Annotated in this window: 15 protein-coding genes; 9 read left to right on the forward strand and 6 right to left on the reverse strand. The window is 35.2% G+C overall.

The genetic code is table 11. From position 1 onward, the window contains the following. Positions 1 to 46 precede the first annotated feature (46 nt). The 4 genes from LUA91_RS10145 to LUA91_RS10160 all read right to left on the reverse strand — a co-directional run bounded on the left by LUA91_RS10145 (position 47) and on the right by LUA91_RS10160 (position 6,535). Positions 47 to 3,223, reverse strand: coding sequence for an efflux RND transporter permease subunit (locus tag LUA91_RS10145; protein ID WP_231425933.1), 3,177 nt, complete (start codon positions 3,221 to 3,223; stop codon positions 47 to 49). A 161-nt stretch (positions 3,224 to 3,384) separates the two neighbouring features. Next, positions 3,385 to 4,449, reverse strand: a complete 1,065-nt coding sequence (locus LUA91_RS10150) for an efflux RND transporter periplasmic adaptor subunit (RefSeq protein ID WP_231425934.1) — start codon at positions 4,447 to 4,449, stop codon at positions 3,385 to 3,387. A gap of 2 nt (positions 4,450 to 4,451) precedes the next feature. Next, complete coding sequence (locus tag LUA91_RS10155; RefSeq protein WP_231425935.1) at positions 4,452 to 5,792, reverse strand: TolC family protein; 1,341 nt, start codon at positions 5,790 to 5,792, stop codon at positions 4,452 to 4,454. Positions 5,793 to 5,929: 137 nt separating this feature from the next. Then, on the reverse strand, positions 5,930 to 6,535 hold the full coding sequence (locus LUA91_RS10160) for a TetR/AcrR family transcriptional regulator (protein WP_231425936.1): 606 nt from the start codon (positions 6,533 to 6,535) through the stop codon (positions 5,930 to 5,932). Positions 6,536 to 6,699: 164 nt separating this feature from the next. On the opposite strand from LUA91_RS10160, the gene LUA91_RS10165 reads away from it, so the two are divergent. From LUA91_RS10165 to LUA91_RS10180, 4 genes are all read left to right on the forward strand, one after another. Next, positions 6,700 to 7,137: a sterol desaturase family protein gene (locus LUA91_RS10165; protein ID WP_231425937.1), complete on the forward strand. Its 438-nt coding sequence runs from the start codon at positions 6,700 to 6,702 to the stop codon at positions 7,135 to 7,137. A 43-nt stretch (positions 7,138 to 7,180) separates the two neighbouring features. Beyond that, a complete protein-coding gene (locus LUA91_RS10170; RefSeq protein WP_231425938.1) occupies positions 7,181 to 7,621 on the forward strand; it encodes a hypothetical protein in 441 nt (146 codons plus the stop codon). Positions 7,622 to 7,696: 75 nt separating this feature from the next. Further along, positions 7,697 to 8,713 carry a UDP-N-acetylmuramate dehydrogenase gene (gene murB, locus LUA91_RS10175; protein WP_231425939.1) on the forward strand — a complete coding sequence of 339 codons (1,017 nt, stop codon included), beginning with the start codon at positions 7,697 to 7,699 and terminating at the stop codon, positions 8,711 to 8,713. 131 nt (positions 8,714 to 8,844) lie between these two features. Beyond that, on the forward strand, positions 8,845 to 9,375 hold the full coding sequence (locus LUA91_RS10180; RefSeq protein ID WP_231425940.1) for an RNA polymerase sigma factor: 531 nt from the start codon (positions 8,845 to 8,847) through the stop codon (positions 9,373 to 9,375). A 432-nt stretch (positions 9,376 to 9,807) separates the two neighbouring features. On the opposite strand, the gene LUA91_RS10185 is transcribed toward LUA91_RS10180, so the two are convergent. Further along, positions 9,808 to 11,292 (reverse strand): NAD(P)/FAD-dependent oxidoreductase, encoded by a 1,485-nt coding sequence (locus tag LUA91_RS10185; protein WP_231425941.1) that lies wholly within the window; start codon positions 11,290 to 11,292, stop codon positions 9,808 to 9,810. Positions 11,293 to 11,505: 213 nt separating this feature from the next. On the opposite strand from LUA91_RS10185, the gene LUA91_RS10190 reads away from it, so the two are divergent. The 3 genes from LUA91_RS10190 to LUA91_RS10200 all read left to right on the forward strand — a co-directional run bounded on the left by LUA91_RS10190 (position 11,506) and on the right by LUA91_RS10200 (position 13,158). Beyond that, the gene (locus tag LUA91_RS10190) at positions 11,506 to 12,036 is read left to right on the forward strand and encodes a hypothetical protein (protein WP_231425942.1); all 531 of its coding nucleotides are present in this window, start codon (positions 11,506 to 11,508) and stop codon (positions 12,034 to 12,036) included. Then, a complete protein-coding gene (locus LUA91_RS10195) occupies positions 12,037 to 12,756 on the forward strand; it encodes a lycopene cyclase domain-containing protein (protein WP_231425943.1) in 720 nt (239 codons plus the stop codon). Between the two features lie 168 nt (positions 12,757 to 12,924). After that, positions 12,925 to 13,158 carry a cytochrome b5 domain-containing protein gene (locus tag LUA91_RS10200; RefSeq protein ID WP_231425944.1) on the forward strand — a complete coding sequence of 78 codons (234 nt, stop codon included), beginning with the start codon at positions 12,925 to 12,927 and terminating at the stop codon, positions 13,156 to 13,158. Positions 13,159 to 13,172: 14 nt separating this feature from the next. Here the strand turns inward: LUA91_RS10200 and LUA91_RS10205 are convergent, their stop codons facing one another. Beyond that, positions 13,173 to 15,590: an outer membrane beta-barrel family protein gene (locus tag LUA91_RS10205; RefSeq protein WP_231425945.1), complete on the reverse strand. Its 2,418-nt coding sequence runs from the start codon at positions 15,588 to 15,590 to the stop codon at positions 13,173 to 13,175. Between the two features lie 182 nt (positions 15,591 to 15,772). On the opposite strand from LUA91_RS10205, the gene LUA91_RS10210 reads away from it, so the two are divergent. Together LUA91_RS10210 and LUA91_RS10215 are read left to right on the forward strand one after the other, a co-directional pair. Beyond that, entirely contained in the window at positions 15,773 to 16,450 is a 678-nt protein-coding gene (locus LUA91_RS10210; protein ID WP_231425946.1) for a response regulator transcription factor, read from the forward strand. Beyond that, positions 16,447 to 17,697: a HAMP domain-containing sensor histidine kinase gene (locus LUA91_RS10215; RefSeq protein WP_231425947.1), complete on the forward strand. Its 1,251-nt coding sequence runs from the start codon at positions 16,447 to 16,449 to the stop codon at positions 17,695 to 17,697. Before LUA91_RS10210 ends, LUA91_RS10215 begins: the two co-directional genes overlap by 4 nt. Positions 17,698 to 17,732 lie beyond the last annotated feature (35 nt).

A 17,732-nucleotide genomic window follows, 5' to 3' on the forward strand; every position in this document is an offset into this window, starting at 1 on the left:
CTTTGGGAGGCGACCTAATTGATTGTTAATCTGGATGTATTATATTTTAATGTCCGTGATCTAAATCGTATTCATTTACATCTTTATGATCGTAAGGTTCAACCATTAAATCATCGATAGTTTGACCTTTTTTATCGTAACCAAATTTATGCAACATGTTGTCGAAAATCTGGTACATCACGGGTACAACTACCAAAGTCAGGAATAACGAACTTGTTAAACCTCCAATAATAACCCAAGCCAAACCATTTTTCCAATCGGCACCGGCACCACTCGCCAATGCAATAGGCAACATACCAATTACCATGGCAATGGTTGTCATTAAAATTGGGCGTAAACGGGCATGGTTAGCTAAAATTAATGCCTCATGAGTGGTTTTACCTTGTGCTTTCATCTGGTTGGTAAAATCGACCAAGATAATCGCATTTTTCGCCACCAAACCCATTAGCATAATGAAACCTAAAATAGTGAAGATACCCAATGCATTGTTAGTTAAGGCCAGGGCAAGCAAGGCACCAATTAATGCTAGCGGTAAAGAGAACATTACCACTAAAGGATAAACGAAACTATCGTATAAAGCAACCATAATTAAATAAACCAATACAATGGCCGCAAGTAAAGCGATACCCAAAGTACCAAAACCTTCGCTTTGGTTCTCTTGATCACCAGCCCAATAGAAACTGATTCCCGCTGGTTTCTTCAATTTATCTAACTCGGTTTGGAAGTTGGTTACTACTGTACCAGTTGGTACACCAACCGTTTGTGCTTTAACCGTTACCGAAGTCGATTTATTTAATCGCTCCAATAAACTTGGTCCTGAACCTTCTTTGATATCGGCAAATTGGGAAAGCTTAATTTGTTGACCAGCCTGGTTGGTGAAAATCAGGTTACGTACATCATCTATATCTTTTCTGTCGAAATCCTGATATTGAATATTGATGTCGTATTCATATTCACCCTGACGGAATTTTCCATCAGTATTACCTGCGAAAGCAGTTTGCATGGTTGCACCAACTGTTTGTAATGTTAAGCCCAAAGCCGACATTTTATCGCGATCAACCTTTACATTAATCTCTGGTGTACCTTTTTCTACCGATAGTTTAGTTTGCGTAGCACCTGGTACTTTTGCCAATATGCTTTGTGCTTTTTCTGCAAAAGTTAAAACGCTGTCTAATTCAGGTCCCATTACCACCAATTGAATAGGCGCATCATCTGCAGTACCCAAAATACCAATTGGAACAGTTTTGATTTTTGCACCAACCAATACTTTTTCCAACTCACGGGTATAGGTAGTGGAAATGATATCAGAAGAAACATTTCCTCGCTCTTTTTTCTCTTTCAACTTTACGTTGATCTCCGATTTATAAGCAGTAGACTGACTAGCGCCCATACCTTCACTCGATTGACCAACTGTAGCGATGGTTTGAATTACATCTTTTTGTTTGCTTAAGTAATCTTCAGCTTTTTGAGTATAAAAGTTGGTTTGTTCCAACGAAACATCTTTCGGCATTTCGATTTGTAGTAAGAACTCACCTTTATCCGATTTAGGGAAAAACTCAAATCCAATATATCCACCGGCCAATAAACCACATGATGAGAAGAATAAAACCACCATCATGACTAATGTGATCGCTTTATGCGCCAACGTCCATTCTAAAAGATTGGTGATCCATTGAGTAAACTTGCGTAATTGTTTTTCAAACCATAGGATGAATTTACCAAAAATGTTTTTGCCTTCAATACGTTCCAATTTACCGAAACGGGAGAATATTAATGGTACAATGGTAAACGAAGCCACCAACGATAACAAAGTTGAAATAATTACCACCACACAAAACTGACGTAAAATGTTCGCCACCATACCTGTACTTACGGCAATAGGGAAGAACACCACCACAATTACAAATGTGATTGAAACAACGGTAAACCCAATTTCGCGGGTTGCATCAGAAGCTGCCCGAACCCTGTTTTTGCCCATTTCCATGTGGCGTTGAATGTTTTCCAAAACCACAATTGCATCATCCACCAGGATACCTACCACGAGGGATAAACCCAGTAACGACATCAAGTTTAAGGTATAACCAAATAAAGCAATACCGATAAACGTTGCAATTAACGATGCCGGAATCGAAATCATTACGATTACCGCATTACGTAAACTGTGTAAGAAGAAAAGCATCACGATTGCTACCAAAACAACGGCAAGCATTAAATCGTGGATTACCGCATCGGCTGATTCTAATGTATAAACCGAGCTATCGTTTACAATTTTAATATCCAAACCAACATTTTTATAGTCGGCTTTTAACTGTTCGATGGTTTTTTGCGTACCCTCACTAACGGTTACCGCGTTGGCATCACTTTGTTTAATAATTTGGATGGCAATTGAGTTTGCCCTGTTAATACGGGCAATTTTTTCTGTTTCTTTTTGAGTATCCTGAACATCAGCGATATCTCCTAAACGAATTTGTGCACCATCTTTACTTGTGCTCACCACAAGTTTACGCATATCATCAACACTGGCGTATTTACCAGATAAACGCACCAAGATATCTTGCGCTCTTGTTTTTACACTTCCTGTAGGAAAATCCAAGTTAGAAGATAAAATAGCCTGTTGAATTGCAGGTACTGATAAGCCGTAACCTTGTAATTTTTTAGCATCCAATGCCACTTTAATTTCTCGTTCCGAGCCACCAATTAAATTTACTTGAGCCACACCTGGGACACGCGAAATGATTGGTGCAATACGTTTGTCCATCAAATCGTAGAACGAAATATCGTCCATATTGCCTGATGCAGACATGGTAATTACTGGAAAATCATCTAATGAGAACTTACTTAATGATGGTTGTTTAACATCATCAGGTAAATCTGCCAGAATAGCGTTAACTTTTCTTTGCGCATCATTTAGGGCAATATCGATCTCTGCTTTATCGGTTAACGTAATAATTACTACTGATAAACTTTCGTAAGAATTCGCATTGATTTTTTTGATATTCTCCATTGAGGAAACCGCATCCTCAATTTTTTTGGTTACTGTACTTTCTACCTCGTTAGGCGAAGCACCCGGGTAAATGGTTGAGATAGATACAACATTGGAAGAGAACTTTGGTAAAAGTTCATATCCCAACGAGAAATAACTCAACAGCCCCATCAATGTTAATGCGGTAAATACCACAATAACCAACGATGGTCTTTTTATTGATATGTCAGTGATTTTCATCGTATTACTTATGGTTTTTTAATTGTAATGAAGCTATTCCGATTTTATCGGATTGGTTTCATTTTTCTTAGTATTGCGTTTGGCGTACAGCGATTAGCGCTGACCGGTTCTAGCCTCCAGCTTTTTAAGTCTGGAGCTTTTTACTTTTTACTTTCGACTTTTTACTTAATTACAGTAACTGCAGTGCCTTCGTTCAGGTTAATCTGACCGCTGGTAATAACCGTTTCACCTTCTTTCAAGCCATCAATCACTTCTACATTTTCACCTAAAATACGTCCTGATACTACCTTACGGGTTTGAGCTGTATTTTTAGCTTTATCTAAAATATATACTTCGTTACTGCTCACACTACCCACAAAAGCAGTACGAGGAACCAAAATTGCTGGTGCTTGTTTCGGGAATTTAAAAACTGCCGAACCGTACATACCTGCTCTTAAGCTATTTTTAATATTGTTGGTTACTTCAACCTCGATAGGAAAATTTAAAGTTTCATCAGCTTTTGCAGCAATAAATGTTACTCTACCAGTAAACTTATCCTGTGGAAAAACAGAAGACTGGATCTGAACGGCATCACCAATTCTTAAATTAGCAACTTGCGTTTCATTAACATTTACTTTCAACTTCAATTTAGAAACATCAACCAATTCAAACAATTGCGTACCCGGAGCTACAACAGCGCCTACCTCAATCATTTTTTTGTTCACGATACCATTTATTGATGATCTGATATTTGCATCGTTTAATTTACGTTGTTGTGATTGTAAACGAAGTTTAGCGTTTTGGCTGTTTAAACGAGCCTGATCTACCTGTTGTTGGGTTACCCCACCAGTTTTATAAGAACTTTCGTAACGTTGCAAATCTTTTTGAGCGTTTTGATAAGTAGCTTCTGCCGTTTCTCTATCTGTATTTAAAATTTCAGCATCAATTCTTGCCAAAATTGTTCCTTTGCTTACACGGCTACCTTCTTCTACAAAAATTTTGCTCACACGGCCAGCATTTTCTGCCATAAAGTTTAATTCTTGATTAGCAGCAAAGGTTCCATTCACTGTAAAATCCAAATTAATTTCTTTACGTTCAACTGCAGCGGTTTTAACGGCAACAGCGCCACTACCTTTGGCAATAAATGCTGTTGTTTCTTCTGCCTTCTTCTTGTTGTTTGTTAAAACATAAGCAATTGCGCCCAGGGCAACAATAACTACAACAATGATTATAATTACTCTTTTCATTTTTATTTTACTAGCGATTTAATATTTCCGTTTGATTTTATTAATTGTATTTCGGCTACTTTGTAATTAAGCAAAGCCTGAGTGTAGCTATTTTGAGCTTCTGTTAAGGAGTTTTCTGTTTCCAGCAAATCAGTTAGGTTAGCCAAACCATTATTGTAGTTGTTTTGGGTACTTCTATAAATTTCTTGTGCTAAATCGGCATTTTTCTTTTGCGCTTTAATCGTATTTAAATTATTACGAAGCTGAATTTTAGCGTTTTCGTATGCAAGATTTAACGAGTTTGTTGATTCGAGTCTATCTACTTTGGCTTTTTTAATATCTACATCGGCCTGGCGGATTTTAGACCGTGTTAAAAAACCATTGAAAATTGGAACCCGCAATGTTACACCAATAGCTGATGATCCAAAACCGATGGCGCTTGCGTTTGAGCTTAGAAAATCGAATCCGTTACTTTGACTTGAGTAGGTGTAATTTCCTGATAATGATAATGTTGGATAATATTCTGCAACATACGCCTTTCGCTGAAGCGATAAAAGCTTATCCTGATTATCCAATAACTTCACTTCAGTTCTATTCGCTAAATCGATCGAATCTGTAAAAACCGGCAATTGACTTACTTCAGTTAACTCAGTAAAAGGCAGAACGATTGGTGTAGAAACGGGCATGCCCATAGAAAACTTTAATTGGTTTTCCAATTGAACAATCGCATTAATAACCTGCTCCCTTTGCGTATTTAGGTTAGTTAAATTTACACTGATCCGGTCAACATCGATTTTTCTGGCCAATCCATTTTTAAATTGGTTGGTAATAACTTTTTCAACAGTTTTTACATTTTTAATGTTGGTGTCAATTACATTTAATTGCTGCCTGTTCACTAACACTTGATAGTAATTATTCGCTACCAATTCAATAATTTGCTCTTCTGTTAATTGAGAAGTTAAATTATAATATTCTTCACTTGATCTTGCTGCCTGCAAACCTGTAAAAACCTGCTGGTTAAAAATTTGCTGCGAAAGCTGAACACCAGCATTAGAATTCCATTTTTGACCAAATTTTAAAGTTTGTAGCTGTCCGCCGAAATCAACAACCTGTTGTCCGATAATTGGATTGTAAGTTAATCCGGCTGTTCCTGTTATTTGAGGTAAGGCCTGTGCCCTTATCTCTTCTACTTTATATCGGCCACCTTCAATGTCGAGTTTCGCTTTGCGAACGCGAGCATTGTTTTGAAGCGCATAAGTTAGCGCATCTTTAAGGGTCACCTGCTGTTGTGCAGCCACCAATTGCGGTAAAGCCATGCCTATAAACAGGATGAGCATTAATTTTACCATTTTTACTCTAAGCATAATGTATTGTTTTTTGTTTTTGGGTTCTTGTGTAGTAGAAAGTAGTTAGTATCGAAACGTGATGCCAACTCCATCTGATTTGTTTGTTATTCTGATCTTTGTTATTTATATCTTAATCTTTGTTCCTTACTTTTTCCCTAGCACTTCAATCCTTTGGTAAAAATTGTTGAAAGGTCTTTTTGCTTAAGGGTCATTCTATTTACTGCTTTTTTATCCGGCAACAAGTCTTTTCCTAATTCTACGATACACATATTGGTTAGTCCTAATAAGCTTTCTAAATAGAGTTCGGCTACGTGGCCCATGTTTTCATGTTTTATTTCGCCTTTTTCCTGGGCACTTTCAAATATTTGAGCGTAAAATTCTTTTTCCGAATTTTTTAAACCTGTTAATTTTTCCTTCATGCCGCCGTCGCTAAAAATATCGGGCATGCCTTCAGAAATCCTCAACATAAAATATTTCATAAAAAATGAATTTCTGATATCTATCGTTTGGTACAAAACTGCTTCAAGAGAAGCATCTGGATTATATTTCTTTTTAAGTAAATCAAAATACTCGTTAAAAACTTTTTCAATTACTCCAACGATTAAACTTTTTTTATCGGGAAAATAATAATAAAGAGATGGTTTGGAAACGGAAAGGTCATCAGCAATATCGTTCATGGTGGTTTTACCAATACCGAAATGGCTAAATCTTTTTATAGCGCCCTCAATAATCTGCTCTCTCTTTTTGTCGGCTACAATCATTTTACTTTTCTACTTTCTGACTTTTTTAATATTTTAGTCAAAAATAGATCAATATTTTCAATTGTTAATCAACTGATTAAAAAATGAATTATAAGTTACATTTTGATGACAGATAAAAGCTTTTTATATTGGTTATTGATAAGTGTAATTAACATCCCTTCTAAATGAATTATTTGATAAATGTTCTAATCTTATTGCTCACCATTATAATTATGGAATGTTTATCGTGGTTTATCCATAAATATCTATTTCATGGTCCATTGTGGTTTATGCACAAAAGCCACCATCAAAAATCACATTCATTTTTTGAATGGAATGATTTATTTGCCTTGCTTTTTGCCGGTCTTTCTCTTTATCTAATGTATATTGATCGAAATGATTTTGGCTATCGGTTTTTTATTGGGCTAGGTATTTCTCTTTACGGATTAATTTATTTTGTAATACACGACTGGTTTGTACACAGAAGGTTCAAAACTTTTAAAAGCAACAATACTTATTTAAGAGCTGTTCGAAAGGCCCACAAAATCCATCATAAAAATCAGGGCAAAGATAAAAGCAGGGCATTTGGCTTGTTGTTTGTTCGGAAGGATGTTTTAAAATAAACTGTAATTTGGCATTGCCTGTGCTCAACAAATAAACATCTATATGAAAAATATTACATACTTATTTGCCATCACTTTATTGATTGTTTCTTGTACAAAAAAGACAAATAAAGATCGGGCAATTGATCTGGTTAAATCAAAATATGAAAGTTCGGACCAGAAGCTCAATTTTGAGGCAGCAAACCTGGATAGTCTTTATAACATCTCTCCAAAGGCATATGCAGATAGTGCAAAAAGAGGTTTTGAGTTAGATTCAACTTTGGCAGTTTTAGAAAGTGAGATAGAACATTTGCCACAGCAGGAATCGGATAGTGTGGGTTTGGTAAGTGCTGCCTTAACAAAACGTAGGTATCAGCTGCTTGAACTTGCAAAAACGAAGCCTCAATTTTTGGGCTGGAAATTATCGGGTGTAAAAATTGAAGGCGTAAAAAGAGAAACAATAAGTTTTAATTTCGATAAGGAAATAACTGAAATTGTGGAGTGATAAAGGCGCCTTTTGAATACGTTTTAAAATATCATCCCATTTTATTTTACTTTTGTGCGTTAACACAAAATCAATATGCTTCACATTCAGGAAAACATTTCACTTAAGGCCTACAATTCATTTGGTATAGATGTTAAGGCAAATTATTTTGCCGAGATTTTTTCTGAAGCAGATTTACAAACTTTATTTGAAAACGAGATCACTCAATTGCAAAAACTTTTAATCATCGGCGGGGGAAGCAACGTGCTTTTCACGCAGGATTATGAGGGATTGGTAATCAAAATCAGCATTAAAGGAATTGAATCAATTGCTAACGGTGAAAATATTCTGGTAACAGCAGGGGCAGGGGAAGTTTGGAACGACTTTGTAAACTATTGTGTGGAACATGGCTTTGCCGGGGTAGAAAATTTAAGTTTAATTCCAGGAACTGTAGGTGCGTCGCCCATTCAGAACATTGGCGCTTACGGAGTAGAACTTAAAGATGTATTTGAAAGTTGTACGGCCTTTGAAATCAAAACAGGAAAAATTAGAACGTTTAACTTCAGCGATTGCCATTTTGGTTATCGTGAAAGTACTTTCAAGGGCGAACTAAAAGGACAATACATTATCACAACAGTCACTTTTCGTTTAGCTTCGCAACCAAATATCAATACATCATATGGTGCAATCGAAACTGAACTTCAAAATAGGGGAATCGAAAAGCCAAATATTGCCGATGTTTCGGCAGCTGTATCGCATATTAGGGTAAGTAAACTTCCAGACCCATCAACTATTGGCAATGCAGGCAGTTTCTTTAAAAATCCTGTTATAGAAAAATATGAATTTGCAGATGTTGTGGCCAAACATCCAGATGTGGTGCATTACCCAACACCTGATGATAGAATCAAACTCGCTGCCGGTTGGTTAATTGAACAATGTGGCTGGAAGGGCAAAGTAGTTGGCCAAACAGGAACATGGAAAAACCAAGCATTGGTTTTGGTAAACCATGGAAATGCTACAGGTAAAGAGGTGTATAATTTTTCTGCACAAATAATAGACAGTGTGAAGTCTACTTTTGGAGTCACTTTGGAGCGTGAAGTAAATATTCTGTGACCAAAGTGCGTATTAAATGGGTTCAGGACTTTTAGCGCTGTGCCAAAAAAAGTTGGTATTAAGTTTGTTTAGGATATAGCGAATGAACATCAATTCATTTGTTTTTATAATCTTACCTAAAGCTAAATATCATGACAAAATTTGAATTTAATCATCTAGTTAACCATCACTCAGTTTCTTTAAGATCTTATGCTTTAAATTTTACAAAAGATGCCGAAGACGCAAATGATCTTGTTCAAGATACCATGCTCAAAGCCATTACTTATTACAACAAGTTTAAAGAAGGAACAAATTTAAAAGGTTGGTTGTTTACCATCATGAAAAATACTTTCATTAACAACTACCGTCGTTTAGTAAAAACAAATACCTTAATTACACAAAGCGAAGATATTTCTTCAGCTAATCTATCATACAGTGCAACAAAAAATCAAGCTGAAAGTAAATTCGTACTTGGTGATATCGACAAAGCATTAGCGCAATTACCAGAAGAATATTATGTGCCTTTCATCCGTTATTTCGAAGGTTACAAATACCACGAAATTGCAGATATGTTGGCTATTCCTATTGGAACCGTTAAAACACGTATTCACGTAGCAAGAGGAATTTTGAAAAAATACCTTAAAACTTATTCTAAAGATATTGCAATTTCAGAAATGGTTTAAAACACATCAAATGGAAAACGAAGAGTCTCAGCGCAAGTTGAGACTTTTTTTTTGAATTGTTTTCTAGAAGATTGATGAGGAGATACAATAGTTAATTGGTTTCCGCTTTTGTTCACAAGCTGCAAAACAATTCGAATCACCTTTTCAATCACTTTGCATGCGCATTCAGGGATTTACTAACTTGAGGAAACACCTGCTGTAAAAGAATATTTCTGTCAAAAGCTAAATTTTTTAAAAGCAAAAGGCCCGGAAAATATCCAGGCCTTATTTGCTTATCATATATTTGGTTAGTTGATTCTTATGTTTACTTTCAACAATTTGCCTTCTCTCTATATTCGAAACAAATGCAAACCTCAAACAATATTGCGTTTAAAAGGTTATTTGCAGTGTTTTTGTTTTGTGGATATAAAGATAAGGGAAATTTTAAGTTTGTCAAGCTTTTTTTAACTTTTTTATTATTTCTTTTGCTGCCACTTGGCCAGATATGATTGCGGGTGGCACTCCAGGCCCCGGAACAGTTAATTGTCCGGAATATAACATATTCGTTACTTTGCTGTTTTTCATTTTTGGTTTCAAAAAAGCAGTCTGTTTCAAAGTGTTTGCTAAACCGTAAGCGTTTCCTTTATAGGCATGATAATCTTCAACAAAATCATTCATGGCATAGCTGCGTTTAAATAAAATGTTGTTGCTAATATCGTTTCCGGTTAAATCTTTAAATCGCTTCACTAACAAATTAAAATATTCCTCACGCTTGGCTTCGCTATCTACCAGACCTGGAGCAATGGGAATCAAAAAGAAAAGATTCTCACAGCCATCCGGAGCAACGCTATCATCGGTTACTGATGGGCAGCAAGCATAAAAAAGTGGCTTCGCCGGCCATTTTGCATCTGTATAAATTTCTTCTGCATGCTGGTCAAAATCCTCATCAAAGAATAAATTATGGTGCAAAATATTCTCTAATTTTTTGTTTAAACCAATGTAAAATAGTAAACAGGAGGGAGCCATAGTTCTGCTTTCCCAATATTTTTCATCATAGTTGCGATTTTCCTTCTCTAATAGTTTCTGTTCAATATGATGATAGTCTGCATTACCGATTATAAAATCAGTTTTAATAGTTCCTTTATTGGTAGCTAATTCCGTTGCAACATTCTGCTTAACTACAATTTTTGAAACTTCAGTATTGAATTGAAATTTTACGCCATGTTCTTCAGCTATTTGCTGCATCGCCGAAACAATTTTATGCATGCCTCCTAATGGATACCAGGTGCCCAAAACCAAATCAGCATAGTTCATTAAACTATAAAGTGCAGGTGTATTCTGTGGTGTTGCCCCCAAAAACAAAACCGGAAACTCAAGCAATTTTCTTAATTTTTCATTCTTAAAAAGTTGATGCACATGTTTCCGCATATTGCCTAAAAGCTGCAGTTTTATTCCGCTTATGGCTAGGCGTGGATCAAAATATTCCATTACGCTGTGCGAAGGCTTGAAAACATATTCATTCATCCCTACATCATATTTATATTTTGCTTGTGCTAAAAATGAATCAAGATTTTTGCTGCTTCCTGGTTCCAGTTCTTCAAATAACTCATATAGCTTTTCTAAAGTAGATGGAACATCAAGCGTTTCTTGCTCACCAAAATAAATACGGTAGGAAGGATTTAACCTTTTAAGTTCATAAAAATTGGATGTGGTTTTGCCAAACAATTGATAAAAATTCTCGAAAACATCTGGCATCCAATACCAACTTGGCCCCATATCAAATACAAAACCATCTTTAGCCCAAGTTCTGGCTCTTCCACCGGCCATCTCATTTTTTTCTATAACAGTTACTTCACAACCCTCTTTTGCCAATAAAGCTGCGGCAGATAATCCTGCAAAACCTGCCCCAATAACCGTAACTTTTGGTTTTTTATCCATTGCATAAAGAAAGCGATTTTTATGCGATTTTGTTTGATGGAATTTTGACCTAATAAATATCAATGGTACTATAAACAAACAATATTAAACGCCAAACAGAAGAAGACAGATTGAAAAAGATGTGGAGTTAATGGATTTCTGCACTTTAGCCGAATTGCCGATTAAGAACCTGTATCCAGAAACCAATTCCCTTTTATTATCTTTACAAAATACATGATTAAACAACGAATTATAGTTTTTCTGCTTTTTGCATCAATATCCATTTGTAAAGCGCAGCTATCGCCAAAAGAAATTACAGTTTTAAAAACCGATTTGGTTAAAGCCGTGGAAAGCGTTAAGCTTACTGATTCCCTTCATAACAAATTAAGCAAATTACCCAATAAAACAGGGCTGATTACCGCTTACATTGGAACCTTAGAAGCACTTAAAGCCAAACATTCCTGGAACCCATACAATAAAATCAAGTATGTAAAAGTTTCATTAAAAACCATGCAAAATGCAATTAACATGGATAAAGAGAACCTGGAGATTCGTTTTATGCGTTTTTCAATTGAGCATTACACGCCAAGTTTTTTAGGCTTTAGTAAAGATTTAGATGTAGACCGAAAAGAAATTATAAAACATTACCAAAACCGAAACTTTGGTATTGCTGATGAAGCGTTGATTAAAAATGTAGCAAAATTTATGATCGATAGCAAACGTTGTACCGCCGAAGAAATAAAAATTTTAAAGAAGTTTATTTAAATGAATTATATCTACCTACTCATCAATATCGCAGTAATTTTTTTTCCACTTGTATTATCGTTTGATAAGAAGGTTCACTTTTATAGCAAATGGAAATTCGTTATTCCAGCCATTCTAATAACAGGTATTGTTTTTTTAATATGGGATTTGTTATTCGTAAAACTAAATGTGTGGTCATTTAATCCCGATTATTTGGTTGGAATATATTTATGGGGGTTGCCATTGGAAGAAATGCTCTTTTTTTTAACGGTTCCTTATGCATGCGTTTTCATTTACGAATGTTTAAATGCCTATTTCCCTAAAAACGATTTACAAAAATATAGTTTGGCGCTTAGCCATGCTTTGCTTGGTGTATGTTTCGCGATTTTATTTTTCGGCTACAGTAAATGGTATACCTTAATCAATTTCGGTTTCTTATTTATTTTGCTCTTCGCCGTAGAATATTTGAACCATACTTATAGATTCATGTATAAATTTTACAGGGCATATTTAGTGGCGCTAATTCCGTTTTATATTGTAAATGGATTCTTAACGGCAATTCCGGTAGTCATTTATAACAATAACGAAAACCTAAATTTTAGAGTTGGAACTATCCCTTTTGAAGATCACTTTTATTTAATGGGATTGTTGTTGATGAATATATATTTATACGAGTTTTTTAAAAATAGGGCGATTAAAAAGCATAATGATTTTAATAGTTTGGAAATGAACAGGCAGTAACACTTGGCCAATGCAGTCCTGCTTTTCATTGCAAGTCCGCACTCATACCTCGCTTGCGGGCTTTCCATTACAATCAGGTTTTATTAACCATGTTTCAGCACCCTGCAAACCGTTCAAATTAAATACACCTTTGCAAACTAGCCCTTTTGCGCATAAATAAAAATAACAATGGATTTACCGGTTTATACCAAACAACAGCTCGCTCTACGAAACGGACAAGATAAACCGCAAATTTGGGTAGCATATAAGGGTTTGATTTACGACATGACCGATAGCCGATTATGGCGCAATGGCAAGCATTATGAGCATTGGGCCGGTCAAGATTTAACAGATGAATTACCCGATGCGCCACACACAGAAACCGTTTTTGAAAAATTTATACCTATTGGAAAAATTATTTGACGACGTATACACCATTAGAATTTGTAACTGTAACCTAACCTAAAAACCTGTGTTTCCAGGTAATCTGTACTGATATTAGTGAAGCCGTTTCCGCTAATACTTCTTTTGGTATTTAATGCGCCTAAAATATCTGTTCCATTTAAAAAGAGTTCTCCTTTTCCTTTTTGCAATTGTTTTTTAATGCCCATATCTACTGAAAATCTAGATCCTATTGTTCCCTGTGGAATAATATCTTTGGCAAGATAAACCCCCGAAAGTTGGATTTGCATTTGCCCTTTTAGTTTGAACATATTGTTTAATTTAAAATTTCCAGAAGTAATGCTTTCTTCTGCCATCGTATAAATTGTTGGTACAGGATATTTATTGGTAATAGAAAATGCATTAATCTTGTTTTGATATATGGCAGCACTTGCATTAAATGAGAACCATGGTGCTAACTCCTGTTGTATTGCAATTTCGCTACCTGTTTGATAGCTTTTTCCAGCATTTTGAAAAATATTGTAAAGAATGGTGCTTCCTGCAACTTGGGTTGCAATTCTGGTTATTGTGGCATCAATTATTTTATGATACAATGAAGCATTAACATTTCCATTTTTCCAGTTTAAACGATAGCCCAATTCAATGGTGTTCGTAAACTGTGGGCGCAAAGTTGGGTTGCCAACTTTTAGCAATTCTGGTTCATCGTATTTGGGAAATATGCGGATATCAACTTCATTTGGTCTATCTACTCTTTTATTGTAAAATAGCGAAAGTTTGCTATTTTCGCTAAGTTTATATGCAAACCGGAGATTAGGAAAAGGGCGGGCATAATCGTACCCATCGCTTTGGTAGGTATTATGGTTGGGATTCACATCATATTGTACTTTTACATATTCAAATCTTAATCCTGCCTCAACTTCAAAACTATTGGTTTCTAAAATGTAATTGGCATATGCTGCAGGTATTGTTTCTTTATAATCTGCCCAACCACCAGCATTTACATCTATGGGCGAATTTAAACCAGGGAAAAACTGCATATTGGTTGGAATCGTTCTTCTCCTAAATTTCATTCCCAATTCTAATCTACCTTGTTTTAGCGGTTTAATGTAATCAGTGCTCAAATCTGCAACATGCTCATCTGATAACAATGCAAAAGAATCGTTGCCGGTGAATGTGGGCATTATATTCGTGAAGAAATATTTTTCATTTTCCCTATGCCAGGTGTAGTTAAAACCAATGTTGAGCAAGTGCCCTGGCTCATCGAATTTATGCTGATAACTTGCTGATCCTGTAGCAGTATATTTTACTTCGTCCTCTACAAATTGCCATAAACGTAGTCTTTGCAATAAGTTTTCGTTAAAATATGGGATATCCCCGTTATCGATAATTTTCTCCCGATTAAAATGGCCCGAAATAGTTAACGCATTGCGATCATTTGGATTCCAATCTATTCCAGTTTTAACTGTAGTGTAATCTGTAGTTCTATTTCTTTTTACCTGTTGATTAATAATGGTTCCATCGCTGTAAGCTCTTGTAGCGAATTCATTTCTATTTAAGGTTTGTGTGTAAAGATAATCACTCTGTAAAAAAGTGTTGAGTTTGTTCTTTTTGTAATTTAGCGAAAGTGAAGGATTAATTTTTGGCGTAGCCTGAAACTGAGGGCGAATTGTAGGTAGGTTATCTCTTCTTTTCCAAAGTGAACCAAGTCCGCTAATTAAACTGATTTTTCCATTAAAGCCCTCTTGTCTGTTTTTTTTATAGATGATGTTAATGATACCCGCATTACCATTTGCATCATATTTTGAGGAAGGGTTATTAATGATTTCTATTTTTTCAATCGCAGAAGCTGGAATATTATCAAGCCCGGTTTGGGTACCGAAGCCAGTCATTGCATTTTGTTTTCCATCTACCAAAACTGCAATTTTATTGTTACCACGAAGTTGAATTTTACCATCCTGTAGGGTTACTCCCGGTAGGTTTTGCATGGCCTGTAAAACCGACCCGCCAGATTGGGTAATATTATTAGCAAGCGTAAAGGTTTTTTTATCCATTTTGGTAGATAAGCCATCAACATTGCTTTGGCCAACAATATTTACCATATTTAAGGTTTGCGCATCTTCCATTAAAGTGATTTCACCTAAATCTAAAAAAGTATTAAGCGAGCCAACGGTAACATCTTGTTTTTTATCATGATAACCAACAATGGAAAATTCTACAATATAATTTCCCGTAGAAAGTTCTACTAATTTGAATCTACCTGTAGAGTCGGTAATTGTACCGGTAATAAATTTCTGATCACTTTTTTGTCTCACCACAATGTTTGTATATTCAACGGCTTTCCTATTTTTTGCATCCTTAACTATACCAGATAGTGTTGTTTTTGTGTTTTGCGCTTTTGTAGCATGTGCAGAAATAATCATCAATAGGAGCAGGAATAAAATCTTGTTGAACATGGTAAGCTGATTTAAATGTATTTACATGATAGCCTGAATTGATATCAAGTTTTATACATAATTAAGGCTTAAATCTGTTGGAAATTAGAAGTTAAGTATCAGAATTGCTTTGCATTAAATATTTCAGGCAATGATGCCATAGATATAGATTTACTACAGAATTAAAATGTTATTTTACAGTAATGAAAATATTGGTTATAGAAGATGAAGAATCGCTTATGCAAAGCATTGTATCTTACCTAAAAGGTGAGGGCAATATTTGCGAGATGGTAAATAGTTATTGGAATGCACTTGAAAAAATTAACCTCTACAGTTACGATTGTATCTTACTTGACCTGACGCTTCCTGGTGGAGATGGGTTAAAAATTTTGAGCGAATTAAAGAAAATGAACAAGCAGGAGGGCGTTCTCATAATTTCTGCCCGACATTCACTTGATGATAAGTTAAATGGTTTGGAAATGGGGGCCGACGATTACCTGGTAAAACCTTTTCATTTATCGGAACTGAAAGCAAGGATTACGGCGATAGTAAGAAGAAAGAGTTTCAGTGGGAGCAATGTGATGTCTTTTAATGAAATTAGCGTAAATTTATTAGCCATGGATGTTAAGGTGAACGATAAATCGATCATTTTAACAAAAAAGGAATATGATCTTTTAATCTATTTTATATCTAACCAAGGCAAGGTAATTACCAAAAATGCCATTGCCGAACATTTATGGGGAGATGAGATAGACATGTCTGATGATTTTGATTTTATTTACACCCATATCAAAAATCTAAGAAAAAAATTGATTGAAGCCGGTGCTAAAGACTACATCAAATCTATGTATGGGGTTGGGTATAAATTAGGGAATATATGAAGCTAGCACAGCGATACAATAGGGCAAACTTAATCACTTCATTTATCATTCTAGCCATAACAGGAGTCATTTACTACATTGCCATTCATTTTATCCTTACCAGTAATTTAGATAAGGATCTGGTAATTGAAGAAAGAGAGATTGAGGCTTATGTTAAAAATTACGGAATTTTGCCTGCTCCTGGCGATTTTTTACATCAAAAGGTAACTTATAAGAAACTTACATCAAGCCAAACAGTAGAACGCAATTTCTCTTATGATCATTTTTATAACGAAGATGAAAAGAAAAATGAGCCAGGAAGAAGCTTAACTACAATGGTAAGTTTAAAAGGTGCCGGCTATCAGGTAACGATAAGCAAATCAAGAGTAGAATCTGAAGATTTGGTCCAACTGATTTTTGCCATTACATTAGCCGTTACCGTTTTGTTATTGATTTCATTACTGCTTATTAATAGGTTTTTGCTACAACGGATCTGGAGTCCTTTTTATTCTACCCTGGGGATGATGAAAGCTTTTAATATTACGCAAAAAGATGAGATTAAACCCAATAATACCACTATAGACGAATTTAATGAACTGAACGAATCTGCCCATGCAATGGCCATTAGGGTGAGGAAAGATTATCATGAGCTTAAAAATTTTACCGATAATGCTTCGCATGAAATGATGACACCTTTGGCCATTATAAATTCCAAATTAGATTCTTTATTGCAAACAGATACTTTTTCTGTTGCTCAAGGTGCCATTATAGAAGATATTTATACTGCCATAGGTAGGTTAATCAAATTAAATCAATCTTTACTTTTATTATCAAAAATTGAGAATAAACTGATTTCGGATATTCAAACTATTGATTTTCAAGAATTAATAAAGGAAAAGATGATACAGTTTCAAGAGCTTTTTGAAAAAAACGAATTAATCTTAAAACAGCAACTCGAACCGTGTAAGGTAAACATGAGTAAATACTTGGCTGATATATTGTTAAATAACCTATTTGCTAACGCGATAAGACATAATATTTATAGGGGCAGTATATCAATTATTCTTAACTCCAATATGCTGCTGGTAGAAAATACGGGTAAAACCGACCAATTAAATTATAAGTTATTTGAAAGATTCTCGAAATCTGCTGGTTCGGAGGGCACAGGATTAGGTCTTGCCATCAGCAAACAAATTTGTAACCTTTATGGGTTTGAGATAAGCTACCACTATTTTGAAAATGCACATCAATTTAAAGTGAAATTTTAAAGGCTACAGAATTGCTACATAATCTACATCTAGTT

It is taken from the genome of Pedobacter sp. Leaf250 (assembly GCF_920984735.1).
Lineage (GTDB): Bacteria > Bacteroidota > Bacteroidia > Sphingobacteriales > Sphingobacteriaceae > Pedobacter.